We start from the raw sequence: 22492 nt of genomic DNA, 5'->3' as shown, positions 1-22492 counted from the left end.
GCGCGATGCGCTTTAGCCTGCTGGCTGCAACGGATCGCTGCCGATCTTGGACAGCTGGATCACCGCCTGGGTGCGGCTGTCGACGCCGAGCTTCTGCAGGATGGCCGAAACATGCGCCTTGACCGTCGCTTCGGAGACGCTGAGCTCGTAGGCGATCTGCTTGTTGAGCAGGCCTTCGGCCAGCATGCCGAGGACACGCGTCTGCTGCGGTGTCAGCGCCTGCAGCCGCTTGATCAGGTCGGATATTTCCGGGTCGCGCTCGACGCCGAGGTCGATGCCGACGGGGGCTGCGATATCGCCTACCAGCACCGATTGCACAGCGCTGCGGATTTCCTCCATGCTGGCCGATTTGGAGATGAAGCCGGATGCGCCGAGATCGAGCGCACGCCGGATGGTCACCGGGTCGTCATGCGCCGACACCACCACAAGGGGCACCGCCGGGTGGATGCCGCGCAGCGCGATCAAGCCGGACAGGCCGCTGGCGCCCGGCATCGACAGATCGAGCAGCACGAGGTCGACATCCTCATGGGCCACGACCAGCGCCTTGGCGCTTTCGAAATCGCCGGCCTCGTGAATGGCGGCGACATCGCCGACGCCGGCAAGCGCCTCTTTCAAGGCGCCGCGGAACAGCGGATGGTCGTCGGCAATGACGAAGGTGTAGCCCGACGGCAAATGTTCCTCCCCAAATCCCTTATTGATTATCGGCTTTTACGGGACCGGACGATTATGCGGCGAAGCGCTTTGTTTCAAGCGGCAATGGCCGGACGGGGCATTTCCCCGCCGGGCAGTTCAGGTCTTTTTCGAATTGAGATTGGCGCCGTCATCCTTGTCCATCTCCTTGACGATGCCCATGAAGCCACGCAGCATGCGCTCCATATAGCTCATCGTCTTGTCGAAATCCTCTTCGCTCGGCAATTTCGACTCGAGACGGGCCGACAGCGAATTCTCCAACCTGGCGACGCGTTCGTCCATGGCCTTCATCGAGGCCTGCAAACGCTCGACCTCGTCCTGGAAGGCGGCGCGTTCGTCGGCCGCCATCTTGCAGACGAGCTGGCCGGAGCGCTCCTCGCAGATCGACATGGCGCCGGTCCGGGTGTCCATGCGGACATAGCCGTTGGCCGATTTTTCCAGCCGGTAGCGGTCGGTCTCTTCGGACCAGGCCGATGCCGCAACCAGCGAGACCAGTGCGGCGGGGATCAGTATGTGCTGCAGACGCATGTTCCATCCTCCACGAGCCAGTATGCGCAACCTATCACAGCTTTGCGCCGTAAATGCGGACGAGTTGCCCTTCCCCGCATGATCGGTTCGGATTATAGCGCAACCATGTCTCAGATTATCTACAAGATCGCGCCCGAAGCGCTTTGGCGCGAGGCCGAGAAAAACGGCCGTTTCACCGGCGCTCCGATCGATATCGCCGACGGCTTCATCCATTTCTCCACCGCTGATCAGGTCAGGGAGACGGCGGCGAAGCATTTCGCCGGCCAGATGGATTTGCTGCTGATCGCCATCGACGGGGCGCTGCTCGGTGACGCGCTGAAATACGAGGTCTCACGGGGCGGCGCGCTGTTCCCGCATCTCTATGGCGTGCTCGATATGAGCGCCGTGCTGTGGGTGCGGCCACTGCCGCTCGGGGCCGACGGCGCCCATCAATTCCCGGCGCTGGAGGCCGAATGATCGTGTTCGATCGCATCGGCCAGAAACTGCTGTTCACCTTCGATCCGGAAACGGCGCATGGCATGTCGATCGCGGCGCTGCGATGCGGTCTGCCGGTCGGCGCGCGGACGGTGCGCGACGACAGGTTGAAGCTCAGCCTCTGTGGCATCGCCTTCCCCAATCCGCTCGGCATGGCCGCAGGCTACGACAAGAACGCCGAGGTGCCCGACGCGCTGCTTGGCCTCGGCTTCGGCTTTGCCGAAGTCGGCACCGTGACGCCGCTGCCGCAGGCCGGCAATCCGAAGCCGCGCATTTTCCGGCTGACTGAGGATGATGCGGTGATCAACCGCCTGGGCTTCAACAATGAGGGCCACGAGGCGGCGGAAAAACGCCTTGCCGCGCGCCAGGGACGCGGCGGCATTGTCGGCGTCAACATCGGCGCCAACAAGGACAGCGCCGATCGTGTCCGTGACTATGAGTTGGGCGTTTCCCGTTTTGCGAAATACGCCAGCTATCTCACCGTCAACATCTCGTCGCCCAACACGCCCGGCCTGCGCACCATGCAGGCGCGCGAACAGCTCGGCGAACTGTTGTCTCGGGTCATGTCGGTGCGTGCAGCAGCTTCGGCGCAGCCGCCCCTCTTCCTCAAGATCGCGCCCGATCTGGTCGAGGCCGAGCTTGAAGACATCGCCGCCGAAGTCAGCGAGAAGCAGATTGACGGCGTCATCGTCTCCAACACGACGCTGGCGCGAACCGGATTGCGTAGCGCCACCAGCGAGACCGGCGGGCTCTCCGGCAAACCGCTGTTCGAGCGTTCGACCATCGTGCTGGCCAAGATGCGCAAATTGCTCGGGCCGGAGCGCGCCATTATCGGCGTCGGCGGCGTCGATTCGGCCGAGAACGCGCTGGAGAAAATCCGCGCCGGCGCCGATCTCGTCCAGCTCTACACCGGCATGATCTATGCCGGGCCGGCGCTGCCGGGGCGCATCCTTGCCGGGATGGTGCGATTTGCCGACAAGGAGCGGCTGAAATCATTGCGCGAACTGCGCGACAGCCGGCTCGATCAGTGGGCTGCCAGGCCGCTCTAAAACGCCGTGCGCAACCGGAGCCGCAGGATGGCCAGCAGGCTGAAGCCGCGCACCAGCAGGAAAACGTGCAGCGCCGCCCACAGGCCGTGATTGCCGAGAGACGGCGCCAAGCTGAACAATGCGGCGCTGAAGGCCAGGAACGACACCAGCATCATGTTGCGCATGTCGCGCGACCAGGTAGCGCCGATGAAGACGCCGTCCATCTGGAAGGCCAGCACGCCGCTCAGCGGTGTCAGTGCCGCCCACGGCAGATAGATGTCGGCAACAGCACGAACATCCGGCGACGTGGTGATCAACGAAATCAGGCCGGCGCCGCCGAGCCAGAAGATCAGCGTGGCGGTTCCGGCGAGGCCGAACCCCCAGAATAAGGTCAGACGTACCGCCCGGCGGAACGCCGTCTCGGCACGTGCGCCGATCGCGCGTCCCGCCAACTGTTCGGCCGCGGTCGCGAAACCGTCGAGAAAATAGCCGGCGACGAGGAAGAAGTTCATCAGCACGGCATTGGCGGCCAGCGTCAGCGTGCCGAACTGCGCGCCCTGGCGGGTGAACAGCGCGAAAGCGGCGAGCAGCGAGAACGAGCGGATCATGATATCGCGGTTGAGCGACAGCATGCGCAGGAAAGCGGGCATGTCGAGCAGGCGATGCCGCGGCAGGCGGGGTGCGGCCCGGAAGCGCCAGACAACGATGGCGAGACCCAGCAGCATGGCCAGACATTCGCCGGTGACGGTCGCCCAGGCCACGCCGGCGACGCCCCAGCCAAGCTTCAGGCCGAGCAGGATGCAAAGCACGATGTTGATGCCGTTGAGCACCGCCTGCAGCATCAGCCCAAGCCCGCCCTCGCCGCGTCCAAGGACATAGCCGAGGATGGCGTAGTTGATCAGCGTGAAGGGGGCGGCGAGCATTCTGATGTGGATATAGACGCCCATCGCCTCGCCGACGCGCGCTTCGCCGCCGATGAATTTCTGGCCGGCGATGGCAATCAGCGGCGCAAGGACGACAAGCACGATGCCGGCGGCGACCGCGATCAGCACGGCGCGCCAGAACACCGCCTGCTCCTCCAGTTCGTCGCCGCGCCCAAACGCCTGGGCGACGAGGCCGGTGGTACCGGAGCGCAGGAAATTGAAGGTGCTGAAGACCACGTCGAAGACCAGCGCCCCGGCCGCCAGGCCGCCGAGCAGGGCGGCATCGCCGAACTGCCCGACCACCGCCGTGTCGACGATGCCGAGCAGCGGCGTCGTCAGATAGGCGAGCGTCATCGGCACGGCGATGGCGAGCACCGAACGGTTGGTGACGGCGAAGGGTCTCGCGTCGGCTGGGATTGCACCCGTGTCCAGGGGACTGCTGCCTTGCTGATTGCGGCTTGATCGAACAGCCGATGTGCCCCATTTTCCGGCCACCGCGCAATCACTCTTGCCGTGACGGCCAACCGAAATGTTCTTCTGGCGCGAGCCCGCCGGATCCGAGTACTGGTTTTAAGCAATTCCCAAGGGGAAGCGCTACGCGCTTCTCCCGGGAAAACCGCTGCACACTTTTCCTGGAATTGCTTTAGCCATGCCCCTGCAGATCGTCCATCATCCCGACTACGATGCCGGCTTCGCCGTCAATCATCGCTTTCCGATGAGCAAATATCCGCTGCTGATGCAGGCCTTGCATATCAGGGGTCTGATCCATGCGGGGGCGCTGTCGATGCCCGAGCCGGCGCCGGCCTCCTGGCTGAAGCTCGCCCATGCGGCTGATTATGTCGACCAGGTCATCACGTGTTCAGTGCCTGAAAAGATCGAGCGCGAGATCGGCTTTCCCGTGGGACCGCGCGTTTCGCTCAGGGCGCAACTCGCCGCCGGCGGCACGGTGCTGGCGGCGCGACTGGCGCTTATCAATGGCATTGCCTGCAACAGCGCCGGCGGCAGCCACCATGCGCGGCGCGCGCAAGGCGCGGGCTTCTGCACCTTCAACGATGTTGCCGTCGCTTCGCTGGTGCTGCTAGCCGAAGACGCGGTGAAAAACATCCTGATCATCGATCTCGATGTGCATCAGGGCGACGGCACCGCGGACATCCTGAAAGACGAGCCACGCGCGTTCACCTTTTCCATGCATGGCGAGCGCAATTATCCGGTGCGCAAGATTGCCTCCGATCTCGACGTTGCCCTGCCGGACGGCACCGGCGATGGCGCCTATCTCGAACGGCTGGGTGTCCACCTGCCGGAGCTCTCGGCCAAGGCGCACTGGGACATCGTCTTCTACAATGCCGGTGTCGACGTGCATGCCGAGGACCGGCTCGGCCGGCTGTCGCTCAGCGATGACGGCGTGCGTGCCCGCGACGCCATGGTGATCGGTCATTTCCGCGCGCTGGGCATCCCGGTCTGCGGTGTCATCGGCGGCGGCTATTCGACCGATGTCGCAGCGCTCGCCGCGCGCCACGCCATCCTGTTCGAGGTGGCGTCGTACTTTGCCTGAGTGGCCTTGGTTTGAGCATGATCTTTTCCGAAAACCGGTGCCACTTTTCGGGATCATGCTCCGCTTCACTTGCGGTAGTTCGCGACCCTGAGCAGGATGAACACCGGCACGACGATCGCGGCGCCGAGCAGGATATAGCCCAAGAAGCGATAGACCGCGTTGAAGCCAAGATTCCACAGATCGATGAAGAAACCCTGGATGCGGTAGAAGACGTCCATCGGCGTCCAGCCGAACGCATTCATGACCAGGCCGACGAGGAACGACACGACCAGCAGCTTGATGATCACCCTGACGGGCGAGTCACCGAGAAAGCGCGTCACTGTGGACAAGGGCCTGCCTCCAGATTGGTGTGCCCGGATTCGGGGTACAAACCCACGAATACGCACTTGCTGCGCCCGCATCAAGGCAGGCGGACCGGCGCAATCGGTCGGGTTTCCAACAGCCGTTTCCGAAGAGCTGTCCAAGGGCGATTGCCCGAAGCATGCCCATCATGATATCGAGAGGCCGACGCGGGTATGATGTAATGGTAGCTTGTCAGCTTCCCAAGCTGAACGCGAGGGTTCGATTCCCTCTACCCGCTCCAGTTCCTATCCCACCTCCCGCAAGATAAAATCGTGCAGCATCTTGGCTGCCGGCGACAGGACGCGGTTCTTCACCGTGATCAGGCTGTAGGGGCGGACCTCGATGTCAAACTCGGTCTGGACGACATCGATGGCGCCGGCGAGACCGTCGGGGTTCTGGATGAATTTTGCCACCTGGATCGACACCGGGGCGATGGCGTCGGACTGCGCCACCATGACCAGTGTGAGCAGCAGCGACGAGGTGTTGAGGATGCGGTCCGGCAGGGCGATGTTGCGGTTCAGGAAATTGCTCTCCATCGCCTGGCGCAGCGGCGACCCGCCCGACTGGAACACCCAGTCGAAGGCGGCGGTGTCCTCCAGCCGCACCGCCCTCCCATTGTTAAGAGGATGGCCATTGCTCAGCGGGTGGCCGCGACGCACGATCAGGCAGGCCTTCTCGACGCCGATGACACGGGATTCGAACAGGCGCGGATTGAGGTCTTCGGGAACACGGGCGATGATGAAATCATGGCGCGTGGCGATCAGTTCGCGCGCCAGCACATTCGACGTCTCGACCTGCATGGTAATCTCGATGCGCGGATAGAGGCGGCGTATCTCGCGGATCGCCGGGACCGCCAGTTCGATCGCCGGCGCCGTCACCGCGCCAAGGAACACCGAGCCGCCCTTGCCGGCCTTGAGCTCCGATATTTCGCGGTCGGCCTCGCGCATTTCGAGCAGGATCGAGCGCGCGCGCCGGGCCAGCGCCTTGCCGTAAGGGGTGAGTGTGATGCCGCGCGGCAGCCTTTCGCAGAGCTTCACCTCGAGCACCGCTTCCATCTCGGAAATCATGCGCGAGGCCGCCGGCTGCGAGATGTTCATCACCTGGGCGGCAGCACTCACCCGACCGTGATCGTCGAGTGCTGCGATCATGCGCATGTGACGCAGGCTCAAGCCGCTACGCAGAAGTGTCTCGCCATCGCCCGGCAATTCATCGTAACCGCTTGAAATTCCCTGAGGACCTCGTAAAGCCGCCATGCCTTTTCCCGCTTCCGCCACTGTTCCAGCCCGGTTTAGTCATATACCGGTTTTGGTATAGCAACCACCGAAGATCGCATTTGACAGTTATGGCAAAGGGTCACACTTTCGCGCGTCCTCAAGACTTGACGGTCGATGACGAGCAAAATCGTATCGATTTAAATCAAGACTGAGGGCCGATTGGGAGGATACCGGAGATCGATTATGACGGCGGCGGCGCTTTGGTGCATCCGCCCGACTGCGCGGCCCGCGAAGCCCCGAGGTGTCGCGTCCATCAACCAGGGAGAGTTTTACGTGAAAATCATCAAGACACTGGCCGCCGTCGCGGCCCTTGGCATCGCTGCCATGACCTACTCGGCGCACGCAGCCGACAAGGGTCTTGTCGGCGTGCTGATGCCGACCAAGACCTCGCAGCGCTGGATCAATGACGGCGATGCCGTCAAGTCCCAGCTCGAAGCTCTCGGCTACACGGTCGACCTGCAGTACGCGCAGGACGACATCCCCAACCAGCTCAGCCAGCTGGAAAACGAAATCACCAAGGGCCCGAAGGCGCTGATCATCGCTTCGATCGACGGCACGACCCTGTCGGACGCGCTGCAGAAGGCCGCTGACGCCGGCGTCGTCGTCGTCGCCTATGACCGCCTGATCAAGAAGACCGCCAATGTCGATTACTACACCACCTTCGACAATTTCGGCGTCGGCGTGATCCAGGCGAACTCGCTGGTCAAGGGCCTCAAGGAGCGCTTCCCGAACACCAAGCCGTGGAACGTCGAACTGTTCGGCGGCTCGCCGGACGACAACAACGCCTTCTTCTTCTACAACGGCGCAATCTCGGTGCTGCAGCCGCTGATCGATGACGGCTCGATCAAGATCAAGTCCGGCCAGACCGGCATGGACAAGGTCGGCACGCTGCGCTGGCTCGCCGCCACCGCCCAGGCGCGCATGGACAACCTGCTGTCGGCCAACTACTCGGACGGCAGCCGCGTCGATGGCGTTCTTTCGCCCTATGACGGCCTGTCGCGCGGCATCACCGCTTCGCTGCGCGCCGTCGGTTACGGCACCGACGCCCAGCCGTGGCCGATCGTGACCGGCCAGGACGCCGAGACCGCTTCGGTCAAGCTGATCATCACGGGCGAGCAATACTCGACCGTGTTCAAGGACACCCGCGAACTGGCCAAGGCCACCGTCGAACTCGTCGACAAGGTGCTCTCGGGCGGCAAGCCGGACGGCCTCGATGAAAAGACCTACAATAACGACGTCAAGGTCGTCCCCTCGATCCTTTTGACGCCGCATGAGGTCGACAAGTCGAACTACCAGGCACTGGTCGTCGACTCCGGCTACATCAAGGCCGACGAACTGAAGTAATCCGTTTATAAAGACAGGGGTCCTGCGCGACGCAGGACCCTTTCCGTTCACAAGCGACCCCGGTATTGTTTCTACCGGACTTAGTTTGCGTGCATGTCGTTGCCTCAAACCGCAAGCACTTTGGAGCGACATGCAACAGGAGGAGCTTGCCCTGATGACGACGATTTTGGAGATGCGCGACATCACCAAGACGTTCCCCGGCGTGAAGGCGCTGTCGAACGTCAACCTCAGCGTCGAAGAAGGCGAGATCCACGCCGTGGTTGGCGAGAACGGCGCCGGCAAGTCGACGCTGATGAAGGTCCTGTCGGGCGTCTATCCCGCCGGCACCTATGACGGCCAGATCATTTTTCAGGGTCAGGAATGCCAGTTCAAAGGAATCCATGACAGCGAACACAAGGGCATCGTCATCATCCACCAGGAGCTAGCGCTGGTGCCGATGCTGTCGATCACCGAAAATATCTTCCTCGGCAACGAAAACGCCCGATACGGCGTCATCGACTGGGATGCCAACGAGGCGCGCACCGCTGCCCTGTTGAAGAAGGTGGGCCTCAAGGAGGACCCCAAGACACTGATCACCAATATCGGCGTCGGCAAGCAGCAGCTGGTCGAGATCGCCAAGGCGCTGAGCAAGGACGTCAAGCTTTTGATCCTCGACGAGCCGACCGCATCGCTCAGCGAGAAAGACAGCCAGGCGCTGCTCGATCTTCTGCTCGAATTCAAGCGCCAAGGCATGACCTCGATCCTGATCTCGCACAAGCTCAACGAGATCAACCGGGTCGCCGACAAGGTAACCGTCATCCGTGACGGGCGCACCATCGAGACGCTGGCCAAGAAGGATATCTCCGAAGACCGCATCATCACCTCGATGGTCGGCCGTTCGCTAGACGACCGCTATCCGCCGCGCGAGCCCAAGATCGGCGAAGTCGTGTTCGAGGTGAAGAACTGGTCGGTCTATCACCCGCTCCATGCCGAGCGACAGGTGATCAAGGGCATCGACATCAATGTGCGCAAGGGCGAGGTGGTCGGCATCGCCGGGCTGATGGGCGCCGGCCGCACCGAATTCGCCATGAGCCTGTTCGGCCGCTCCTATGGCCGCCGCATCACCGGCGAAGTGCTGCTCAAGGGCAAGCCGGTCGATGTCTCCTCGGTAAGCAAGGCGGTCCAACACGGCATCGCCTATGTCACCGAGGACCGCAAAACCTACGGCCTCAACCTTATCGACCATATCAAGCATAACATTACGCTGGCCAATCTCGACGGCGTGTCGCGCCACAGCGTGATCGACGACATGCGCGAGCTTGCGGTCGCCAACGACTATCGCAAGAAGACCAATATCCGTGCGTCAAGCGTCTATCAGATGACCGGCAATCTTTCCGGCGGCAACCAGCAGAAGGTGGTGCTGTCGAAATGGTTGTTTGCCGACCCTGACGTGCTGATCCTCGACGAGCCGACACGCGGCATCGATGTCGGCGCCAAATATGAAATCTACACGATCATCGCGCGCCTTGCCTCGGAGGGTAAGGCGATCGTGGTCATCTCGTCGGAAATGCCGGAATTGCTGGGGATTACCGACCGCATCTACGTCATGAACGAAGGGCGCATGGTGGGCGAAATGCCGGCGGCGGAAGCAAGCCAGGAAAAGATAATGCGCGCCATCGTCCGGGGAGAAGGAAAAGCAGCATGAGCACCGAAAGCGCCCCCGCCCCGCAGGGCAACGTCGCCGACGAACAGCGCCCGCGCATCGCCGTCTCGGCGCTGGCGACGAATTTGCGCGAATACGGGCTGATCATAGCGCTGATCGTCATCATGCTGTTCTTCCAGTTCACCACGTCGGGGACGTTGTTCAAGCCGGTCAACCTCAGCAATCTGGTGCAGCAGAACTCCTTCATCATCGTGATGGCGCTGGGAATGCTGCTGGTGATCGTATCGGGCTATATCGACCTCAGCGTCGGATCGGTCGCCGGTTTCATTGGCGCGCTGGCGGCAAACATGATGGTCATCTGGCAACTCGGACCGCTGAGCAATCCGCTGGTGGTTTCGATCGTCTGCCTGGTCGCGGGTGGCCTGATCGGCGCCGCGCAAGGGTATTGGATCGCCTATCACCGGATACCGAGCTTCATTGTCACGCTGGCCGGCATGCTGATCTTCCGCGGCATTTGCCAGGCGTTGCTTGGCGGCGGCTCGTCGGTGGGTCCGCTTCCCGACGACTTCAAGATGCTCAGCTCCGGCTTCATCCCGGATGTGATCGGCCCACTGACGCTCGTCCCGCCGGTCGTGAACGCAGCCGGCAAGACCATCATGGGCAGCGGCGTGACCCTGCACATGACGACGGTCGTGCTGGGGCTGATCGCCGTGCTCGCCTATGCCTATTTCGGGGTCCGCACCCGGCGCAAACGAGAACGCCATGGTTATGAGGCCGAGCCCTTCACCCTGTTCGTCGTCAAGACGCTGGTCGCCAGCGCGCTGGCGCTGTTCCTGGTCTATGAGTTTGCCAGCTACCGCGGCCTGCCCGTGGTGCTGCTGGTCATGGGCGTGCTGATCACGCTGTTCGTCTTCGTCACCAAGCGCATGACCATCGGGAGGCGCATCTACGCCATGGGCGGCAATCCCAAGGCGGCGCAGCTGTCGGGCATCAACACCGAGCGGCTGACGCTGATGGTGTTCATCAATATGGGCGTGCTGTCGGCGCTTGGCGGCCTGATCATCGCGGCTCGTCTCGGCCAGGCGGTGCCGGCGGCGGGTCTCGGCTCGGAGCTCGATGTCATCGCCGCAGTGTTCATCGGCGGCGCCTCGGCGATGGGCGGCGTCGGCCAGGTTATCGGGGCGGTCGTCGGCGGCTTCATCATGGGCGTGATGAACAACGGCATGTCGATCATGGGCGTCAATGTCGACTGGCAGCAGGTGGTCAAAGGCCTGGTGCTGCTCGGCGCCGTGATCTTCGACGTCTACAACAAGAACAAGGCCTGACAAGCTTCAGCGAGGCAAGCAGGAGGCATACGGTCGCGGCGCAGCCGGCAAGTTGTCGGCATAAGAAGTCCCCCGAGGGATGGAGCTCGCGAGCGCAATCCGGACGAAGAGTTCAACCCGTGGCGCGGCGAGGTCCGAGCCGCGCAGGTCAAGGTTTGCCAAGGGGCAACCCGGCCAAGGCACATGAGAGAGGATTTCATCATGCTAATCTCCCAGATCCTCGACGACGCCGAGACCATCCGCGTCGTCGCCCGCAATGGCGGCGGCAAGACCAGGATCATCAACGGCGCCCGCAGCGTCTATTCGCTGGCCATGGAAGCCGCGCGCACCGGAACGGGCCTCGCCGCGCTGATCGAGCGCAAGGGGTTCGGTGAAGCGATAGACCTCGACGCCGTCTACAAGAAGGGCCGGCTGGTGTCGCCGATCAACCATCCCGATCCTGCGCATCTGCATCTGACCGGCACCGGCCTGACCCATCTCGGCTCGGCGGCGACGCGCGATTCCATGCACAAGAAGCTCAGCGATGGCGGCGAGGAGCAGCTTACCGATTCCATGAAGATGTTCCGCATGGGGCTCGAAGGCGGCAAGCCGGCCAAGGGCCAGACCGGCGTGCAGCCGGAATGGTTCTACAAGGGCAACGGCACCATGGCGGTGGCGCCGGGCGCCGCACTGATGTCGCCGGCCTTTGCGCAGGACGCCGGCGAGGAGCCGGAAATCGCCGGCATCTATGTCATCGGCGACGACGGCGCGCCGTTCCGCGTCGGCTTCACGCTGTCGAACGAGTTTTCCGATCATGTTACCGAGCGGGTGAACTATCTGTTCCTGGCACATTCCAAACTGCGCAACGCCTCGTTCGGGCCGGAAATCCTGATCGGCGACCTGCCGGCCGACGTCAGGGGCTCATCGCGAATCTATCGCGACAGCAATTTGCTGTGGGAAAAGCCGTTCCTGTCGGGCGAAGCGAACATGTCGCACACAATCGCCAATCTCGAACATCATCACTTCAAATATTCGGCCTTCCGCCAGCCGGGCGACGTGCATGTGCACATGTTCGGCACGGCGACGCTGTCCTTTGCCGACGGCATCAAGACTCAGGCTGGCGACGTGTTCGAGATCGAGGCCGGGGATTTCGGCCTGCCGCTGCGCAACCCGCTGGAGATTGAGCAGCCGGTTAAGGTGGCGGTGAAGGCGCTTTGAGGCAGCATCACAATTTGGGAGCCGGAAATGAACGGAATGCGGCTTGTCATTGTGTTCACGGGCGTGGCCCTGTTCCTGACCCAACCGTCGGTGGCCTTTAGCGCCGGCCAGTGCAGCCCGAAGTCCTATCGTGAAGCCCGTTTGGCGATGACGAGCCGTCTTCTGGCAACCGGCTATTCGAAAGCCCAGGTGAGCTTTCTGATGCGCAACACGGATCACATGACATCAGCGCTTCGCAGCGACAGGCTGAACAACAATGGCAAGGTCTGCGGCATCGACTCCGCCAAGGCCCATGTCCTCGGTTGCCTCGACAAGCAGTTGTTCCCGTTGAAGCGCGGCTCAAACGCTTCGCTCGACGAGGTCAAACTGACCGAAGGCTTTTGGGGCAGGAAACGTTTGGCCGCACGCGAACTGCTGTTTATCGGCCATTTTCATGCCTGCCTTGGCGCCGCGAAATCGTATCTCTTTCGCGGCTGACGCCGGCGGACGGGACTCAATAGATATCGAAATCGAAATACTTGGCCTGGATCTTCTTGTAAGTGCCGTCGGCGACGATGGCGTCTATCGCCGCGTTGAGCTTGTCGCGAAGTGCCGTGTCCTCCAGGCGGACAGCGATGCCGGCTTGCGTCTCGGTGCCCTTGACGTCACCGACAAGCTTGCAGCAGCCGTCGCTCGCCTTCTTCAGCCAGTCCATCAGAACGAATTTGTCGGAGATGACGGCGTCGAGACGGCCGTTCTGCAAGTCGGTGATCGCCTCTTCCTGGGTGGGGTAGAGTTTCGCCTCGGCGCCGGCCTTGCCATAGGCGTCCTGCGCATAGTCGGCCTGGGTGGTCGAGGCCTGCGCGCCCACCGTCTTGCCGGCAAGGGCTGCCGGTTCGGTGGAAGTGAGGTCGCTGTCCTTGGGCGCCACCAGCGCCAGCGGCGTCGTGTAGTATTTGTTGGTGAAGGCGACCTGTTTCTTGCGCTCCTCGGTGATGCTCATCGAGGCGATGATGGCGTCGAACTTTTTCGCCTGCAGCGCCGGGATGATGCCGTCCCAGTCCTGGGTGACGATCTCGCACTCGACCTTCATCTGCGCACACAGCGCATTGGCGATGTCGATGTCGAAGCCCTCGATCTTGCCGTCCGCGGTGATGGTGTTGAAGGGCGGATAAGCGCCCTCGGTGCCGATCTTCAATTTCTCCTGCGCCTCAGCCAGCGAGCCGGCCGATATCACCAGCATGGCAGCGCCCGCTGCCGATATGATCCATCTTGAAATCTGCATTTTGGTTCCCCTTGCGCGCCGTTCTCTTGCCGGCCACCGAAAGGCAGCCAAGCATGGTGAGGCAGCGCAGGCAAGTATTTTGCCTGACGGTGATCGAAGGTTCAGCCGGCGGGGCGGAAATGCTTGGAGAGCTTGAGGCCTTGCGCCTGGTAATTCGAGCCGAGATCGGTGCCGTAAAGCGCCTGCGGCCGCTTCAGCATGTGTTCGTAGACCAGCCGGCCGACGATCTGGCCGTGGTCGAGGATGAACGGCACTTCGTGGCTGCGCACTTCGAGCACCGCCCGGCTGCCGGTGCCGCCTGAGGCCGAATGGCCGAAGCCCGGATCGAAGAAGCCGGCATAGTGAACACGGAATTCGCCAACCAGCGGATCGAAGGGCGTCATCTCGGCGGCGTAGAGCGGCGGCACGTGCACGGCTTCGCGGCTGACCAGGATGTAGAACTCGTCCGGGTCGAGCACCAGTTCGCCGGCGCCGCTCTTATAGAGCGGCTCCCAGAAATCGACGGCATCCTGGGCGGCGCGCTTGTCGACATCGACCAAGCCGGTGTGATGCTTGCCGCGATAGCCGACCAGGCCGTTCTGGTCGCCGTCAAGATCGATCGACAGCGCAATGCCGCCGCCGGAAATGTTGGGCGGCTCGGTCGCCACCAGCATCTCGGCGCGGTGCAATTCGTTCAGTTCTGCCTCCGACAACAGCGCGTTGCCGGTGCGAAAGCGGATCTGCGACAGCCTCGATCCGGCGCGTACGACGATCGGGAAGGTGCGCGGACTGACTTCGAGATAAAGCGGCCCGTGATAGCCGGGGGCGATCTTGTCGAACTCATGGCCGCGATCGGTCATCACCCGGGTGAAGATGTCGAGCCGGCCGGTCGAGCTCTTCGGGTTGGCCGAGGCCGACACATTTGCGGGCAGCGCCAGGCTTTCGAGCAGCGGCACGATGTAGACGCAGCCGGTTTCCAGCACCGCGCCCTCGGCGAGACTGAACTCATGCAATTTCAGCCGGTGAAGCTTGTCGGCCACCAGATGATCGGGACCCGGCAGGAAGGAGGCGCGCACGCGAAAAGCCTTGTCGCCGAGCCTGAGATCGAGGCTCGCCGGCTGCACCTGGTCGACATCGAGCGCGCGCGGCGACTTCAGCGCGCCGGACTGAAACAGCGCGGAAATGTCCTGATCGGGAAGAATGCCTGTCTGCCGCAAAAGGCTGGCTCCGCTCCAAGGTCGGTCTCTTTGTGGCAGGTTCTTGCCGCAAAACCGCTGGATATTATTGCGGAACCTGCCTGGTACAAACCTCTTAATGAAGCCGGCAATTGACGCAAGCGCAGGTGAGGTCTAAAGGGTCGTTATCCCGTGGTGATTTGGCCGGTCGGCTTGCAGCCACGTTAAACAAGTCGCTAAAGGACCGTCGGGCCGCAAGGCCATATGGACCGGTTGCGACTTTCGCGGCCGGTTTTTTTGTGTCTGGAACAAAAACGATGAGCACCAAGAAGCGTAACTGGAAACCTCAGACCGCACTCGTGCACGGGGGAACGCTGCGTTCCCAGTTCGGCGAGACGTCCGAAGCGATGTACCTCACCCAAGGCTATGTCTACGAGACGGCGCAGGCTGCCGAGGCCCGTTTCAAGGGCGAGGAGCCGGGCTTCATCTATTCGCGCTATGCCAACCCTACCGTCGACATGTTCGAAAAGCGCATGTGCGCGCTGGAGGGTGCCGAAGATGCGCGCGCCACGGCGTCCGGCATGGCGGCGGTGACGGCAGCGCTCCTGTGCAGCGCCAAGGCCGGCGACCATATCGTTGCGGCGCGCGCGCTGTTCGGCTCCTGCCGCTGGGTGGTGGAGACGCTGGCGCCGAAATACGGCATCGAGGCAACGCTGGTCGACGGCACCGACATCGCCAACTGGGAAAAGGCGGTGCGGCCGAACACGAAACTGTTCTTCCTGGAAAGCCCGACCAATCCGACGCTGGAAGTGGTCGACATCGCAGCGGTGGCGGCGCTCGCCACCTCGATCGGCGCCAGGCTGATCGTCGACAATGTCTTTGCCACGCCCTTGCAGCAGAAGCCCTTGCAGCTCGGCGCCCATATCGTCGTCTACTCCGCGACCAAGCACATTGACGGCCAGGGACGCTGTCTCGGCGGCATCATCCTGTCGGACAAGAAATGGATCGACGAGAATTTGCACGACTATTTCCGCCACACCGGCCCGAGCCTGTCGCCGTTCAACGCCTGGACGCTGCTCAAGGGCCTGGAGACGCTGCCGGTTCGGGTGCGCCAGCAGACGGAAAGCGCGGCCAAGATCGCGGATTTCCTGGCAGGACGGCCGGAAATCGCCCGCGTCATCTATCCCGGCCGCGCCGACCACCCGCAGGCCGACATCGTCAAGAAGCAGATGACGGGCGGATCGACGCTGATCTGCCTCGACGTCAAGGGCGGCAAGCAGGCGGCCTTCGCCTTGCAGAACGCGCTCGACATCGTGCTGATCTCCAACAATCTCGGCGACGCCAAGAGCCTGATCACCCATCCGGCGACCACCACGCACAAGAACCTCAGCGACGAAGCTCGCGCCGAACTTGGCATCGGGCCGGGAACGCTCAGGCTGTCGGTCGGTCTTGAGGATACGGACGATCTGCTGGAGGACGTTGCGCAGGCGCTGAAGGCAGCCGGGTAGGCCGCGAGGCGTCACGCTCCCGACGAAACCTCTTCCAGTTCGGCCGTCTTGGTGCCGATGGTCATGGTGTTGCCGCGCCAGTCGACGGCGCCGCTCAGCCAGCCGCGCGCCCAGATGGCGGGAAGCATCATGTCGCGGACCATCATCGCCGGGACCATGCGCAGCGACAGATGCCAGCCCTTGGCCGCGGCCAGCGCGCATTCGGGAATGTAGGCCGCCGTCAGCACGGCCAACACCGTGGCCGGCAGGCTGATGCCGGCACTTGCGGCCGCCACCAGCGCCAACGCCAACGGCACGGCGACGCCGGTCAGGATCTCGGGTGCGAAAAACAGCGGGAAGGTGACGCGGCGCAACCGCGCCCAGCGCGCCTGGCGCGACCAGATGTCGGCAAGTCGGCGCTGCCCCAGTGGTTGCTCGAAAGGCGAGGCAACGAGATTGACGCGCAGGCCCAGTCCGTTGACCAGCTTGGTTGCAGCAGCATCCTCGGCGATCTCGGCGGCCAGCGCGCGGATACCGCCACTGGTATCGAGCATCGGCTTGTTCCACAGCATGCTCTTGCCTTGGGCAAAGCCGAGACCGAGCGCCTCGCCGGCATATTGCCAGCGCGCCTGCAGCGTGTTGAGGAACGCGCATTCGACCTCGGCCCAAAAGCCATCCGGCCGAGAGCCGATCGGCGTCGAGCAGATAAGCCCGGTATTGGTCCGCCAAGCCGCCATCATGTGCTGGACGTAATCCCTAGGCATCAGCACGTTGGAATCCGCGAGAATAACCCAATGATAGAGCGCCGCTTCCCAGCCCTTGACGCAGTTGTTGAGCTTCGGGTTGCTGCTGACGCGGTCGTCGCCGATCAGCAGCCGGGCCGGCACGTTGGGAAACAGGACGATCGCCCTGTTTATCAGTTTGACGACGGGATCGTCGGCGTGAGCGACGCAGAAGATCAATTCGTAGCGCGGCCAGTCGAGCGAGAAGGCTCGCTGCAGCGTCTCTTGTGTGAACGGCTCCACGCCGCGCGACGGCACGACGATCGAGACCGGTGGCTGCTCGTTGGACGGCGGAGGGATGAGACGGCGCGCTTTCAGCTTCGACGATGCAAGCAGGATGCTGGCGAGATTGGAAAGAAGCAAAGCGGAGGAAGCGAAGGCGGCTGTGAGAGCTGGTTCCATCGAGATCTGGTCACTCCGGAAAGGCCGCTCGCGGCTGCTTTGTCAGTCGACAGATGGGCCTTGAGTCGCCGGCAAGGTTTGCGCACACCAACATTGTCATGTGTCACTTAAATGACATTGTTTGTCGGCACCTGCGCTTTGAGGCTGGCAGGACATGCCGCTCTGCGCGTATCAAACCGCATGGCGCGACAAATGTTCCCTGCCGCGCAACCGGAGCAGCCCATGTACCGCGCCGTCACGCGCAACATCGAAGTGCAGGTCAGACCGTTCTACCTGGAGGACCGCTCGGACCCGGCGGAGAACCGTTATGTCTGGGGCTACCAGGTGACGATCGACAACCAGTCGGACGATTTCGTGCAGCTTATGGCGCGTTACTGGCACATCACCGACGGCAGCGGCCGGGTCGAGGAAGTGCGTGGCGCCGGCGTGGTCGGCGACCAGCCTGAGCTCAATCCCGGCGACAGCTATCAATACACGTCAGGCTGCCCGCTCTCGACGCCGTCCGGCTTCATGGTCGGCCACTACACCATGCGCAACAAAAAGGGCGAGACGTTCGACGTCGCTATTCCCGCGTTTTCGCTGGATCTGCCGGGGACGCGGCGGACGGTGAATTAGGGGTTTTCTCCCCAGAGAAATGCCCGGCAGGGCAATGAGGGGCGCCGCCGGACTCATGAGGTTATCTTCCACGCACATGACCTAGGCTATGCGCGGCCATTCACCAAAGTTCGCGCTGCCCCTCATCCGCCCTTCGGGTACCTTCTCCCCGTGAACGGGGAGAAGGAAGAGATGCTACTGAGCTGCAAACTCCGCCGGGTCGAAGTCGTACTGCTTCGAGCAGAACTCGCAGGCGACGTGGATGCCGCCATCTTCGGTGCTGTCCTTGATTTCCTGCGCGGAAAACCCCTCGAGGATGCCGCGTATCTTGTCCCTTGAGCAGGAACATTGGTCGGCAACCGGCACGCCGCCGAAGACGCGCACGCCATGTTCGTGGAACAGCCTGTAGAGCAGCCGCTCGGCGCCGATGGTCGGGTCGATCAGCTCGGTCGGCTCGATGGTGCCGAGCAGCGCCACCAGCTCGCGCCACGAATTGTCGGCCGGCTCCTGCGTCACGTCACGCGGATCGCCGTCGCCGCCCGAAATGTCCGGCACGCGCATGCGCTCGGGTGACTGCGGCAGGAACTGCGCCAGGATACCGCCGGCGCGCCACTGCTCGCGCGCACCGCCGGGGCCGGGCGTCAGCAGCTTGGCCACCGACAGCCGGAGGTCGGTCGGGATCTGCTCCGACTGGCGGAAATAGGTGCGCGCGGCGTCTTCCAGCGTCTCGCCGTCGAGCTGGACGATGCCCTGATAGCGCTGCGTGTGCGCGCCCTGGTCGATGGTCAGCGCCAAAACGCCGCTGCCCAGCAGCGTCTGCTGCGAGGTCTGGCCTGCGGCCACCAGGGCCTCCAGCCGGTCGGCATCGAAGCGCGCATAGGCGCGCAATGCCGAAGGCGTGGAGAAATCCGCAACCAGCATGTCGACAGGCCCGTCGGTGCGGGTCTGCAGGATGAACTTGCCTTCAAATTTGAGCGAAGTGCCGAGCAGCACCGTCAGCACACAGGCTTCCGCCAGCAGGCGGGCGACCGGCTCGGGATAGTCATGACGGTTGAGGATGGCGTCGAGCATCGGCCCGAGCTGCACGGTGCGGCCGCGCACATCGAGCGGGCCTACCTCGAAGGGCACGACATGATCGTCGCCGGCATAGCCGAACTCGCCGAGTTTGGGGTGATGTTCAGTCACTTGATGCGTTTCCAACATGACAAAGCTCCAGGGCGCGGCCATGCGGCCCGGAGGGGTGCATGCGTCCAAACGCGCTTGATTTGCGTGATGGGGCGCAAATAGGCATCGCGCCGCCCCGGATCAAGCGCTTGGAGATCAAGCGCCTGGAGATCAAGCGCCCAGACACCAGGCCAAAACCGCCTTCTGGGCGTGGAGCCGGTTCTCGGCTTCGTCGAAGACCACCGAATGCGGACCGTCGATGACCTCGTCGGTCACTTCCTCGCCACGATGGGCCGGCAGGCAGTGCATGAACAGGGCGTCGGGCTTGGCCCTGGCCATCAGCGCCGCATTGACCTGATAGGGCGAGAAGACATTATGGCCGCGGGCGCGGTGTTCCTGGCCCATCGACACCCAGCAGTCGGTGACGATGCAGTCGGCCTGGTCGACGGCCTCTTCGGGCGAGCGGGTGAAGTGCAGCTTGCCGCCATTGGTCTTCGACCAGTCGATGTGCTTCTGCGCCGGCTCGCTGCCTTCCGGTACGGCGACATTGAGGTTGAAGCGGAACCGCGCCGAGGCCTCGAGCAGCGAATGCAGCACGTTGTTGCCGTCGCCGGTCCAGGCGATGGTCTTGCCGGCAACCGGACCGCGATGCTCCTCGAAGGTCATGATGTCGGCCATCAGCTGACAGGGATGGGTGTCGTCGGTCAGCCCGTTGATGACCGGAATCGTGGCATTCTCGGTCAGCTCGAGCAGCCGCTCATGCGACGTGGTGCGGATCATGATGGCGTCCACATAGCGCGACAGCACCTTGGCGGTGTCGGCAATGGTCTCGGAGCGGCCGAGCTGCATTTCGGTGCCGGTCAGCATGATGGTCTCGCCGCCGAGCTGTCGCATGCCGACGTCGAAGGACACGCGCGTGCGCGTCGACGGCTTGTCGAAGATCATGGCCAGCACCTTGCCTTCGAGCGGTTTGGTCCGTTCGCCGGCCTTGAGGCGCGCCTTGCGCACCACCGCATCGTCCAGCATCAGGCGCAGATCGCCTTCGGAAACGGCGGAAAGATCGGTGAAATGGCGAAGGCTCATCGGGAATGGTTCTCGGGATTACTTCGCGGCGGCCGCGGCGATGGCGTCGGTCAGGCCCTTGGCGCCGGCGCGGATGCGATCGAGCGCTTCGCCGATCTCGGCGTCGGTGACGGTCAGCGGCGGCAGCAGACGAATGACGTTGTCGCCTGCCGGCACCGCCAGCAGATGCTGGTCGCGCAGCGCCATGTTGACCTTGGTGTTGGGCATGGCGCATTTCAGGCCAAGCATCAGGCCGCTGCCCCTGATGCCTTCGATGACATCAGGAAATTCGTCGGCGACCGCCGCCAGGCCCTGCTTCATCAGCAATGCCTTGCGCTGGACGTCTTCGAGGAAGCCGTCTTCCAGCACGACGTCGAGCACAGCGTTGCCGACCGCCATGGCCAGCGGATTGCCGCCGAAAGTGGTGCCATGCACGCCTGCCGTCATGCCGACGACAGCGTCGTCGGTGGCGAGGCACGCGCCCATCGGAAAGCCGCCGCCAATACCCTTGGCAATCGCCATGATGTCGGGCGTCACGCCGGTCCATTCATGCGCGAACAGCTTTCCGGTGCGACCGATACCGCACTGGACCTCATCGAAGATCAGCAGCAGGCCGTGCTGGTCGCAGAGCTGCCGCAGCCGTTTCAAGGATTGCGTCGGCACCGGGCGGATGCCGCCCTCGCCTTGCACCGGTTCGATCAGGATCGCGGCGGTCTCTGGTGTGATCGCCTTTTCGGCGGCGTCGATGTCGTCGAAGCCGACCTGGTCGAAGCCTTCGACCTTGGGCCCAAAACCTTCGAGATATTTGTACTGGCCGCCGGCGGCGATGGTCGCCAGCGTGCGGCCGTGGAAGGCGCCTTCGAAGGTGATGACCCGGAAGCGCTCGGGATGGCCCTTGACGAACTGGTGGCGGCGCGCCGTCTTGATCGCGCATTCGAGCGCCTCGGCGCCGGAATTGGTGAAGAACACCTTGTCGGCGAAGGTGGCGTCAGCCAGCCGCTCGCCGAGCCGGGCCTGCCCCGGGATCTCGTAGAGATTGGAGACGTGCCAGAGCTTGGCCGCCTGTTCGGTCAGCGCCGAGACCAGATGCGGATGGCTGTGGCCCAACGAATTGACCGCGATGCCGCCAGCGAAATCGAGATATCGCTCGCCCTTGTCGGTAACCAGCCAGGTGCCTTCGCCATGGTCGAAGGCCAAAGGGGCGCGGGCAAAGGTCTCGTAAAGCGCCGAACCGCTCATTATATGCGTCTCCGGTACCGGAAAAATCAAAAAAGCCGCCAAAGCGGCGGCCTTTGCGGCTTATCGTGTTTTTCGGCCATGAAGTCAACGAAAACGTCGCGCAGAGGCGCGCGGCAAGCTCCCGACGAGACGCCGGCTCATAAGCGACCGGGCAAGTTGGGGAAAACCTAAAAAACCGATTCGTGTTGCACCTGGGACTCTTGTCACCGAGTCAACACATGAGGTAATTGTAGTCGGGAAATAACTAGATTTCGTGCGGCGGACCTAATCACCTAATATATGTGGTGTCTGCCCCGGCAAAGATTGCCGGGTCGGGAACGGATTCCGGCTGCCGCACACATAGCAGGAGCGCGGTCTCATGAACTGGACTGACGAGCGGGTCGAACTTCTCAGGAAACTGTGGTCGGAGGGCTTGAGCGCAAGCCAGATCGCCGCACAACTCGGCGGGGTCAGCCGCAACGCGGTCATCGGCAAGGTGCACCGGCTGAAGCTGTCGGGCCGCGGACGCTCGACCGCGACGCCGGCGCGTCAGAAGAAGACAACGCAGGGATCTTCGATCCAGAAATCGGTGCCTCGCGCCGCAACCACGCAGCGCCATGTCACGACGTCGATCGGGGCGAACGCGCTGCAGGCGCAGTTCGACGCCGAGCCAGTGGCGCGCCACTACATCCGCCCGGTCGAAAACGTCGTCGTGCCGATCTCGCGGCATCTGCAGCTCACCGATCTCACCGAGCGCACCTGCAAATGGCCGAATGGCGACCCGCTGTCGGAAGACTTCAACTTCTGCGGCAACGAGGCGGCTGAAACCGGACCTTACTGCAAGTACCACGCAAGGGTGGCGTTCCAGCCAGCTTCAGAGCGGCGCAGGAGCCGGTAGTTAGGAATAGGGATTGGGGACTGGGCAGTAGGGAATGGGGTAGCGCTCGTGAGGCGCTACCTTATACTGCCTACTGCCTACTGCCTACTGCCTACTGCCTACTGCCTACTGCCTACTGCCTACTGCCTACTGCCTACTGCCTACTGCC

Annotated in this window: 22 protein-coding genes, 1 tRNA gene and 1 riboswitch; of the genes, 12 read left to right on the top strand and 11 right to left on the bottom strand. The window is 63.1% G+C overall.

What is annotated here, in order from left to right; all coding sequences use genetic code 11:
- Nucleotides 1–12 precede the first annotated feature (12 nt).
- Both NKH54_RS30755 and NKH54_RS30750 read right to left on the bottom strand, forming a co-directional pair.
- On the bottom strand, nucleotides 13–672 hold the full coding sequence (locus tag NKH54_RS30755) for a response regulator transcription factor (RefSeq protein ID WP_353029594.1): 660 nt from the start codon (nucleotides 670–672) through the stop codon (nucleotides 13–15).
- A 117-nt stretch (nucleotides 673–789) separates the two neighbouring features.
- Nucleotides 790–1218, bottom strand: coding sequence for a hypothetical protein (locus NKH54_RS30750; protein WP_023726826.1), 429 nt, complete (start codon nucleotides 1216–1218; stop codon nucleotides 790–792).
- Between the two features lie 105 nt (nucleotides 1219–1323).
- On the opposite strand from NKH54_RS30750, the gene NKH54_RS30745 reads away from it, so the two are divergent.
- A complete protein-coding gene (locus tag NKH54_RS30745; RefSeq protein WP_023669645.1) occupies nucleotides 1324–1674 on the top strand; it encodes a DUF952 domain-containing protein in 351 nt (116 codons plus the stop codon).
- The gene (locus tag NKH54_RS30740) at nucleotides 1671–2741 is read left to right on the top strand and encodes a quinone-dependent dihydroorotate dehydrogenase (protein WP_023711402.1); all 1071 of its coding nucleotides are present in this window, start codon (nucleotides 1671–1673) and stop codon (nucleotides 2739–2741) included. Before NKH54_RS30745 ends, NKH54_RS30740 begins: the two co-directional genes overlap by 4 nt.
- Here the strand turns inward: NKH54_RS30740 and NKH54_RS30735 are convergent.
- Entirely contained in the window at nucleotides 2738–4075 is a 1338-nt protein-coding gene (locus NKH54_RS30735; protein ID WP_023696686.1) for an MATE family efflux transporter, read from the bottom strand. The genes NKH54_RS30740 and NKH54_RS30735 overlap by 4 nt on opposite strands.
- A gap of 217 nt (nucleotides 4076–4292) precedes the next feature.
- Between NKH54_RS30735 and NKH54_RS30730 the strand changes: the two genes are divergently transcribed.
- Nucleotides 4293–5195, top strand: coding sequence for a histone deacetylase family protein (locus tag NKH54_RS30730; protein WP_353029593.1), 903 nt, complete (start codon nucleotides 4293–4295; stop codon nucleotides 5193–5195).
- Nucleotides 5196–5260: 65 nt separating this feature from the next.
- On the opposite strand, the gene NKH54_RS30725 is transcribed toward NKH54_RS30730, so the two are convergent.
- Nucleotides 5261–5524, bottom strand: a complete 264-nt coding sequence (locus NKH54_RS30725) for a DUF6460 domain-containing protein (RefSeq protein WP_023669641.1) — start codon at nucleotides 5522–5524, stop codon at nucleotides 5261–5263.
- A gap of 180 nt (nucleotides 5525–5704) precedes the next feature.
- Between NKH54_RS30725 and NKH54_RS30720 the strand changes: the two genes are divergently transcribed.
- Nucleotides 5705–5778, top strand: a tRNA-Gly gene (locus NKH54_RS30720).
- A 4-nt stretch (nucleotides 5779–5782) separates the two neighbouring features.
- Here NKH54_RS30720 and NKH54_RS30715 read toward each other — a convergent pair.
- Nucleotides 5783–6790 carry a LysR family transcriptional regulator gene (locus tag NKH54_RS30715; RefSeq protein WP_023669640.1) on the bottom strand — a complete coding sequence of 336 codons (1008 nt, stop codon included), beginning with the start codon at nucleotides 6788–6790 and terminating at the stop codon, nucleotides 5783–5785.
- A gap of 294 nt (nucleotides 6791–7084) precedes the next feature.
- Between NKH54_RS30715 and chvE the strand changes: the two genes are divergently transcribed.
- The 5 genes from chvE (at nucleotide 7085) to NKH54_RS30690 (ending at nucleotide 12796) form a co-directional block, all read left to right on the top strand.
- Nucleotides 7085–8155, top strand: coding sequence for a multiple monosaccharide ABC transporter substrate-binding protein (chvE, locus tag NKH54_RS30710; RefSeq protein ID WP_023681943.1), 1071 nt, complete (start codon nucleotides 7085–7087; stop codon nucleotides 8153–8155).
- Nucleotides 8156–8306: 151 nt separating this feature from the next.
- Entirely contained in the window at nucleotides 8307–9839 is a 1533-nt protein-coding gene (gene mmsA / locus NKH54_RS30705; protein ID WP_027049369.1) for a multiple monosaccharide ABC transporter ATP-binding protein, read from the top strand.
- Nucleotides 9836–11122, top strand: a complete 1287-nt coding sequence (gene mmsB, locus NKH54_RS30700) for a multiple monosaccharide ABC transporter permease (protein WP_023669637.1) — start codon at nucleotides 9836–9838, stop codon at nucleotides 11120–11122. Before mmsA ends, mmsB begins: the two co-directional genes overlap by 4 nt.
- 201 nt (nucleotides 11123–11323) lie before the next feature.
- The gene (gene araD1, locus NKH54_RS30695) at nucleotides 11324–12319 is read left to right on the top strand and encodes an AraD1 family protein (protein ID WP_023669636.1); all 996 of its coding nucleotides are present in this window, start codon (nucleotides 11324–11326) and stop codon (nucleotides 12317–12319) included.
- A gap of 27 nt (nucleotides 12320–12346) precedes the next feature.
- Nucleotides 12347–12796 (top strand): hypothetical protein, encoded by a 450-nt coding sequence (locus NKH54_RS30690; protein ID WP_031208582.1) that lies wholly within the window; start codon nucleotides 12347–12349, stop codon nucleotides 12794–12796.
- A 16-nt stretch (nucleotides 12797–12812) separates the two neighbouring features.
- Here NKH54_RS30690 and NKH54_RS30685 read toward each other — a convergent pair whose 3' ends face one another.
- Together NKH54_RS30685 and NKH54_RS30680 are read right to left on the bottom strand one after the other, a co-directional pair.
- Nucleotides 12813–13583 carry an ABC transporter substrate-binding protein gene (locus NKH54_RS30685; RefSeq protein WP_023688688.1) on the bottom strand — a complete coding sequence of 257 codons (771 nt, stop codon included), beginning with the start codon at nucleotides 13581–13583 and terminating at the stop codon, nucleotides 12813–12815.
- Nucleotides 13584–13684: 101 nt separating this feature from the next.
- Nucleotides 13685–14779 carry a 2'-deoxycytidine 5'-triphosphate deaminase gene (locus NKH54_RS30680; protein WP_023699517.1) on the bottom strand — a complete coding sequence of 365 codons (1095 nt, stop codon included), beginning with the start codon at nucleotides 14777–14779 and terminating at the stop codon, nucleotides 13685–13687.
- 140 nt (nucleotides 14780–14919) lie between these two features.
- Nucleotides 14920–14997: riboswitch (SAM riboswitch) on the top strand.
- A 57-nt stretch (nucleotides 14998–15054) separates the two neighbouring features.
- On the opposite strand from NKH54_RS30680, the gene NKH54_RS30675 reads away from it, so the two are divergent.
- Nucleotides 15055–16245 (top strand): O-succinylhomoserine sulfhydrylase, encoded by a 1191-nt coding sequence (locus tag NKH54_RS30675; protein ID WP_023669633.1) that lies wholly within the window; start codon nucleotides 15055–15057, stop codon nucleotides 16243–16245.
- An 11-nt stretch (nucleotides 16246–16256) separates the two neighbouring features.
- Here NKH54_RS30675 and NKH54_RS30670 read toward each other — a convergent pair whose 3' ends face one another.
- The gene (locus NKH54_RS30670; protein ID WP_353029592.1) at nucleotides 16257–17408 is read right to left on the bottom strand and encodes a ceramide glucosyltransferase; all 1152 of its coding nucleotides are present in this window, start codon (nucleotides 17406–17408) and stop codon (nucleotides 16257–16259) included.
- A 222-nt stretch (nucleotides 17409–17630) separates the two neighbouring features.
- Between NKH54_RS30670 and apaG the strand changes: the two genes are divergently transcribed.
- Complete coding sequence (gene apaG, locus NKH54_RS30665) at nucleotides 17631–18023, top strand: Co2+/Mg2+ efflux facilitator ApaG/CorD (protein ID WP_023669631.1); 393 nt, start codon at nucleotides 17631–17633, stop codon at nucleotides 18021–18023.
- 174 nt (nucleotides 18024–18197) lie between these two features.
- Here the strand turns inward: apaG and NKH54_RS30660 are convergent, their stop codons facing one another.
- The 3 genes from NKH54_RS30660 to NKH54_RS30650 form a co-directional block, all read right to left on the bottom strand.
- Nucleotides 18198–19229, bottom strand: a complete 1032-nt coding sequence (locus NKH54_RS30660; protein WP_027049368.1) for an Hsp33 family molecular chaperone — start codon at nucleotides 19227–19229, stop codon at nucleotides 18198–18200.
- A 108-nt stretch (nucleotides 19230–19337) separates the two neighbouring features.
- Complete coding sequence (gene argF, locus NKH54_RS30655; RefSeq protein WP_023681949.1) at nucleotides 19338–20249, bottom strand: ornithine carbamoyltransferase; 912 nt, start codon at nucleotides 20247–20249, stop codon at nucleotides 19338–19340.
- Nucleotides 20250–20267: 18 nt separating this feature from the next.
- A complete protein-coding gene (locus tag NKH54_RS30650; protein WP_353029591.1) occupies nucleotides 20268–21467 on the bottom strand; it encodes an aspartate aminotransferase family protein in 1200 nt (399 codons plus the stop codon).
- Between the two features lie 358 nt (nucleotides 21468–21825).
- On the opposite strand from NKH54_RS30650, the gene NKH54_RS30645 reads away from it, so the two are divergent.
- Nucleotides 21826–22344, top strand: a complete 519-nt coding sequence (locus NKH54_RS30645) for a GcrA family cell cycle regulator (protein ID WP_023669627.1) — start codon at nucleotides 21826–21828, stop codon at nucleotides 22342–22344.
- The last annotated feature ends 148 nt before the right edge of the window (nucleotides 22345–22492 follow it).

Origin of the sequence: Mesorhizobium sp. M1004 (assembly GCF_040318795.1) — a bacterium.
GTDB lineage: Bacteria > Pseudomonadota > Alphaproteobacteria > Rhizobiales > Rhizobiaceae > Mesorhizobium.
This window is presented reverse-complemented; position numbering and strand designations above follow the sequence as displayed.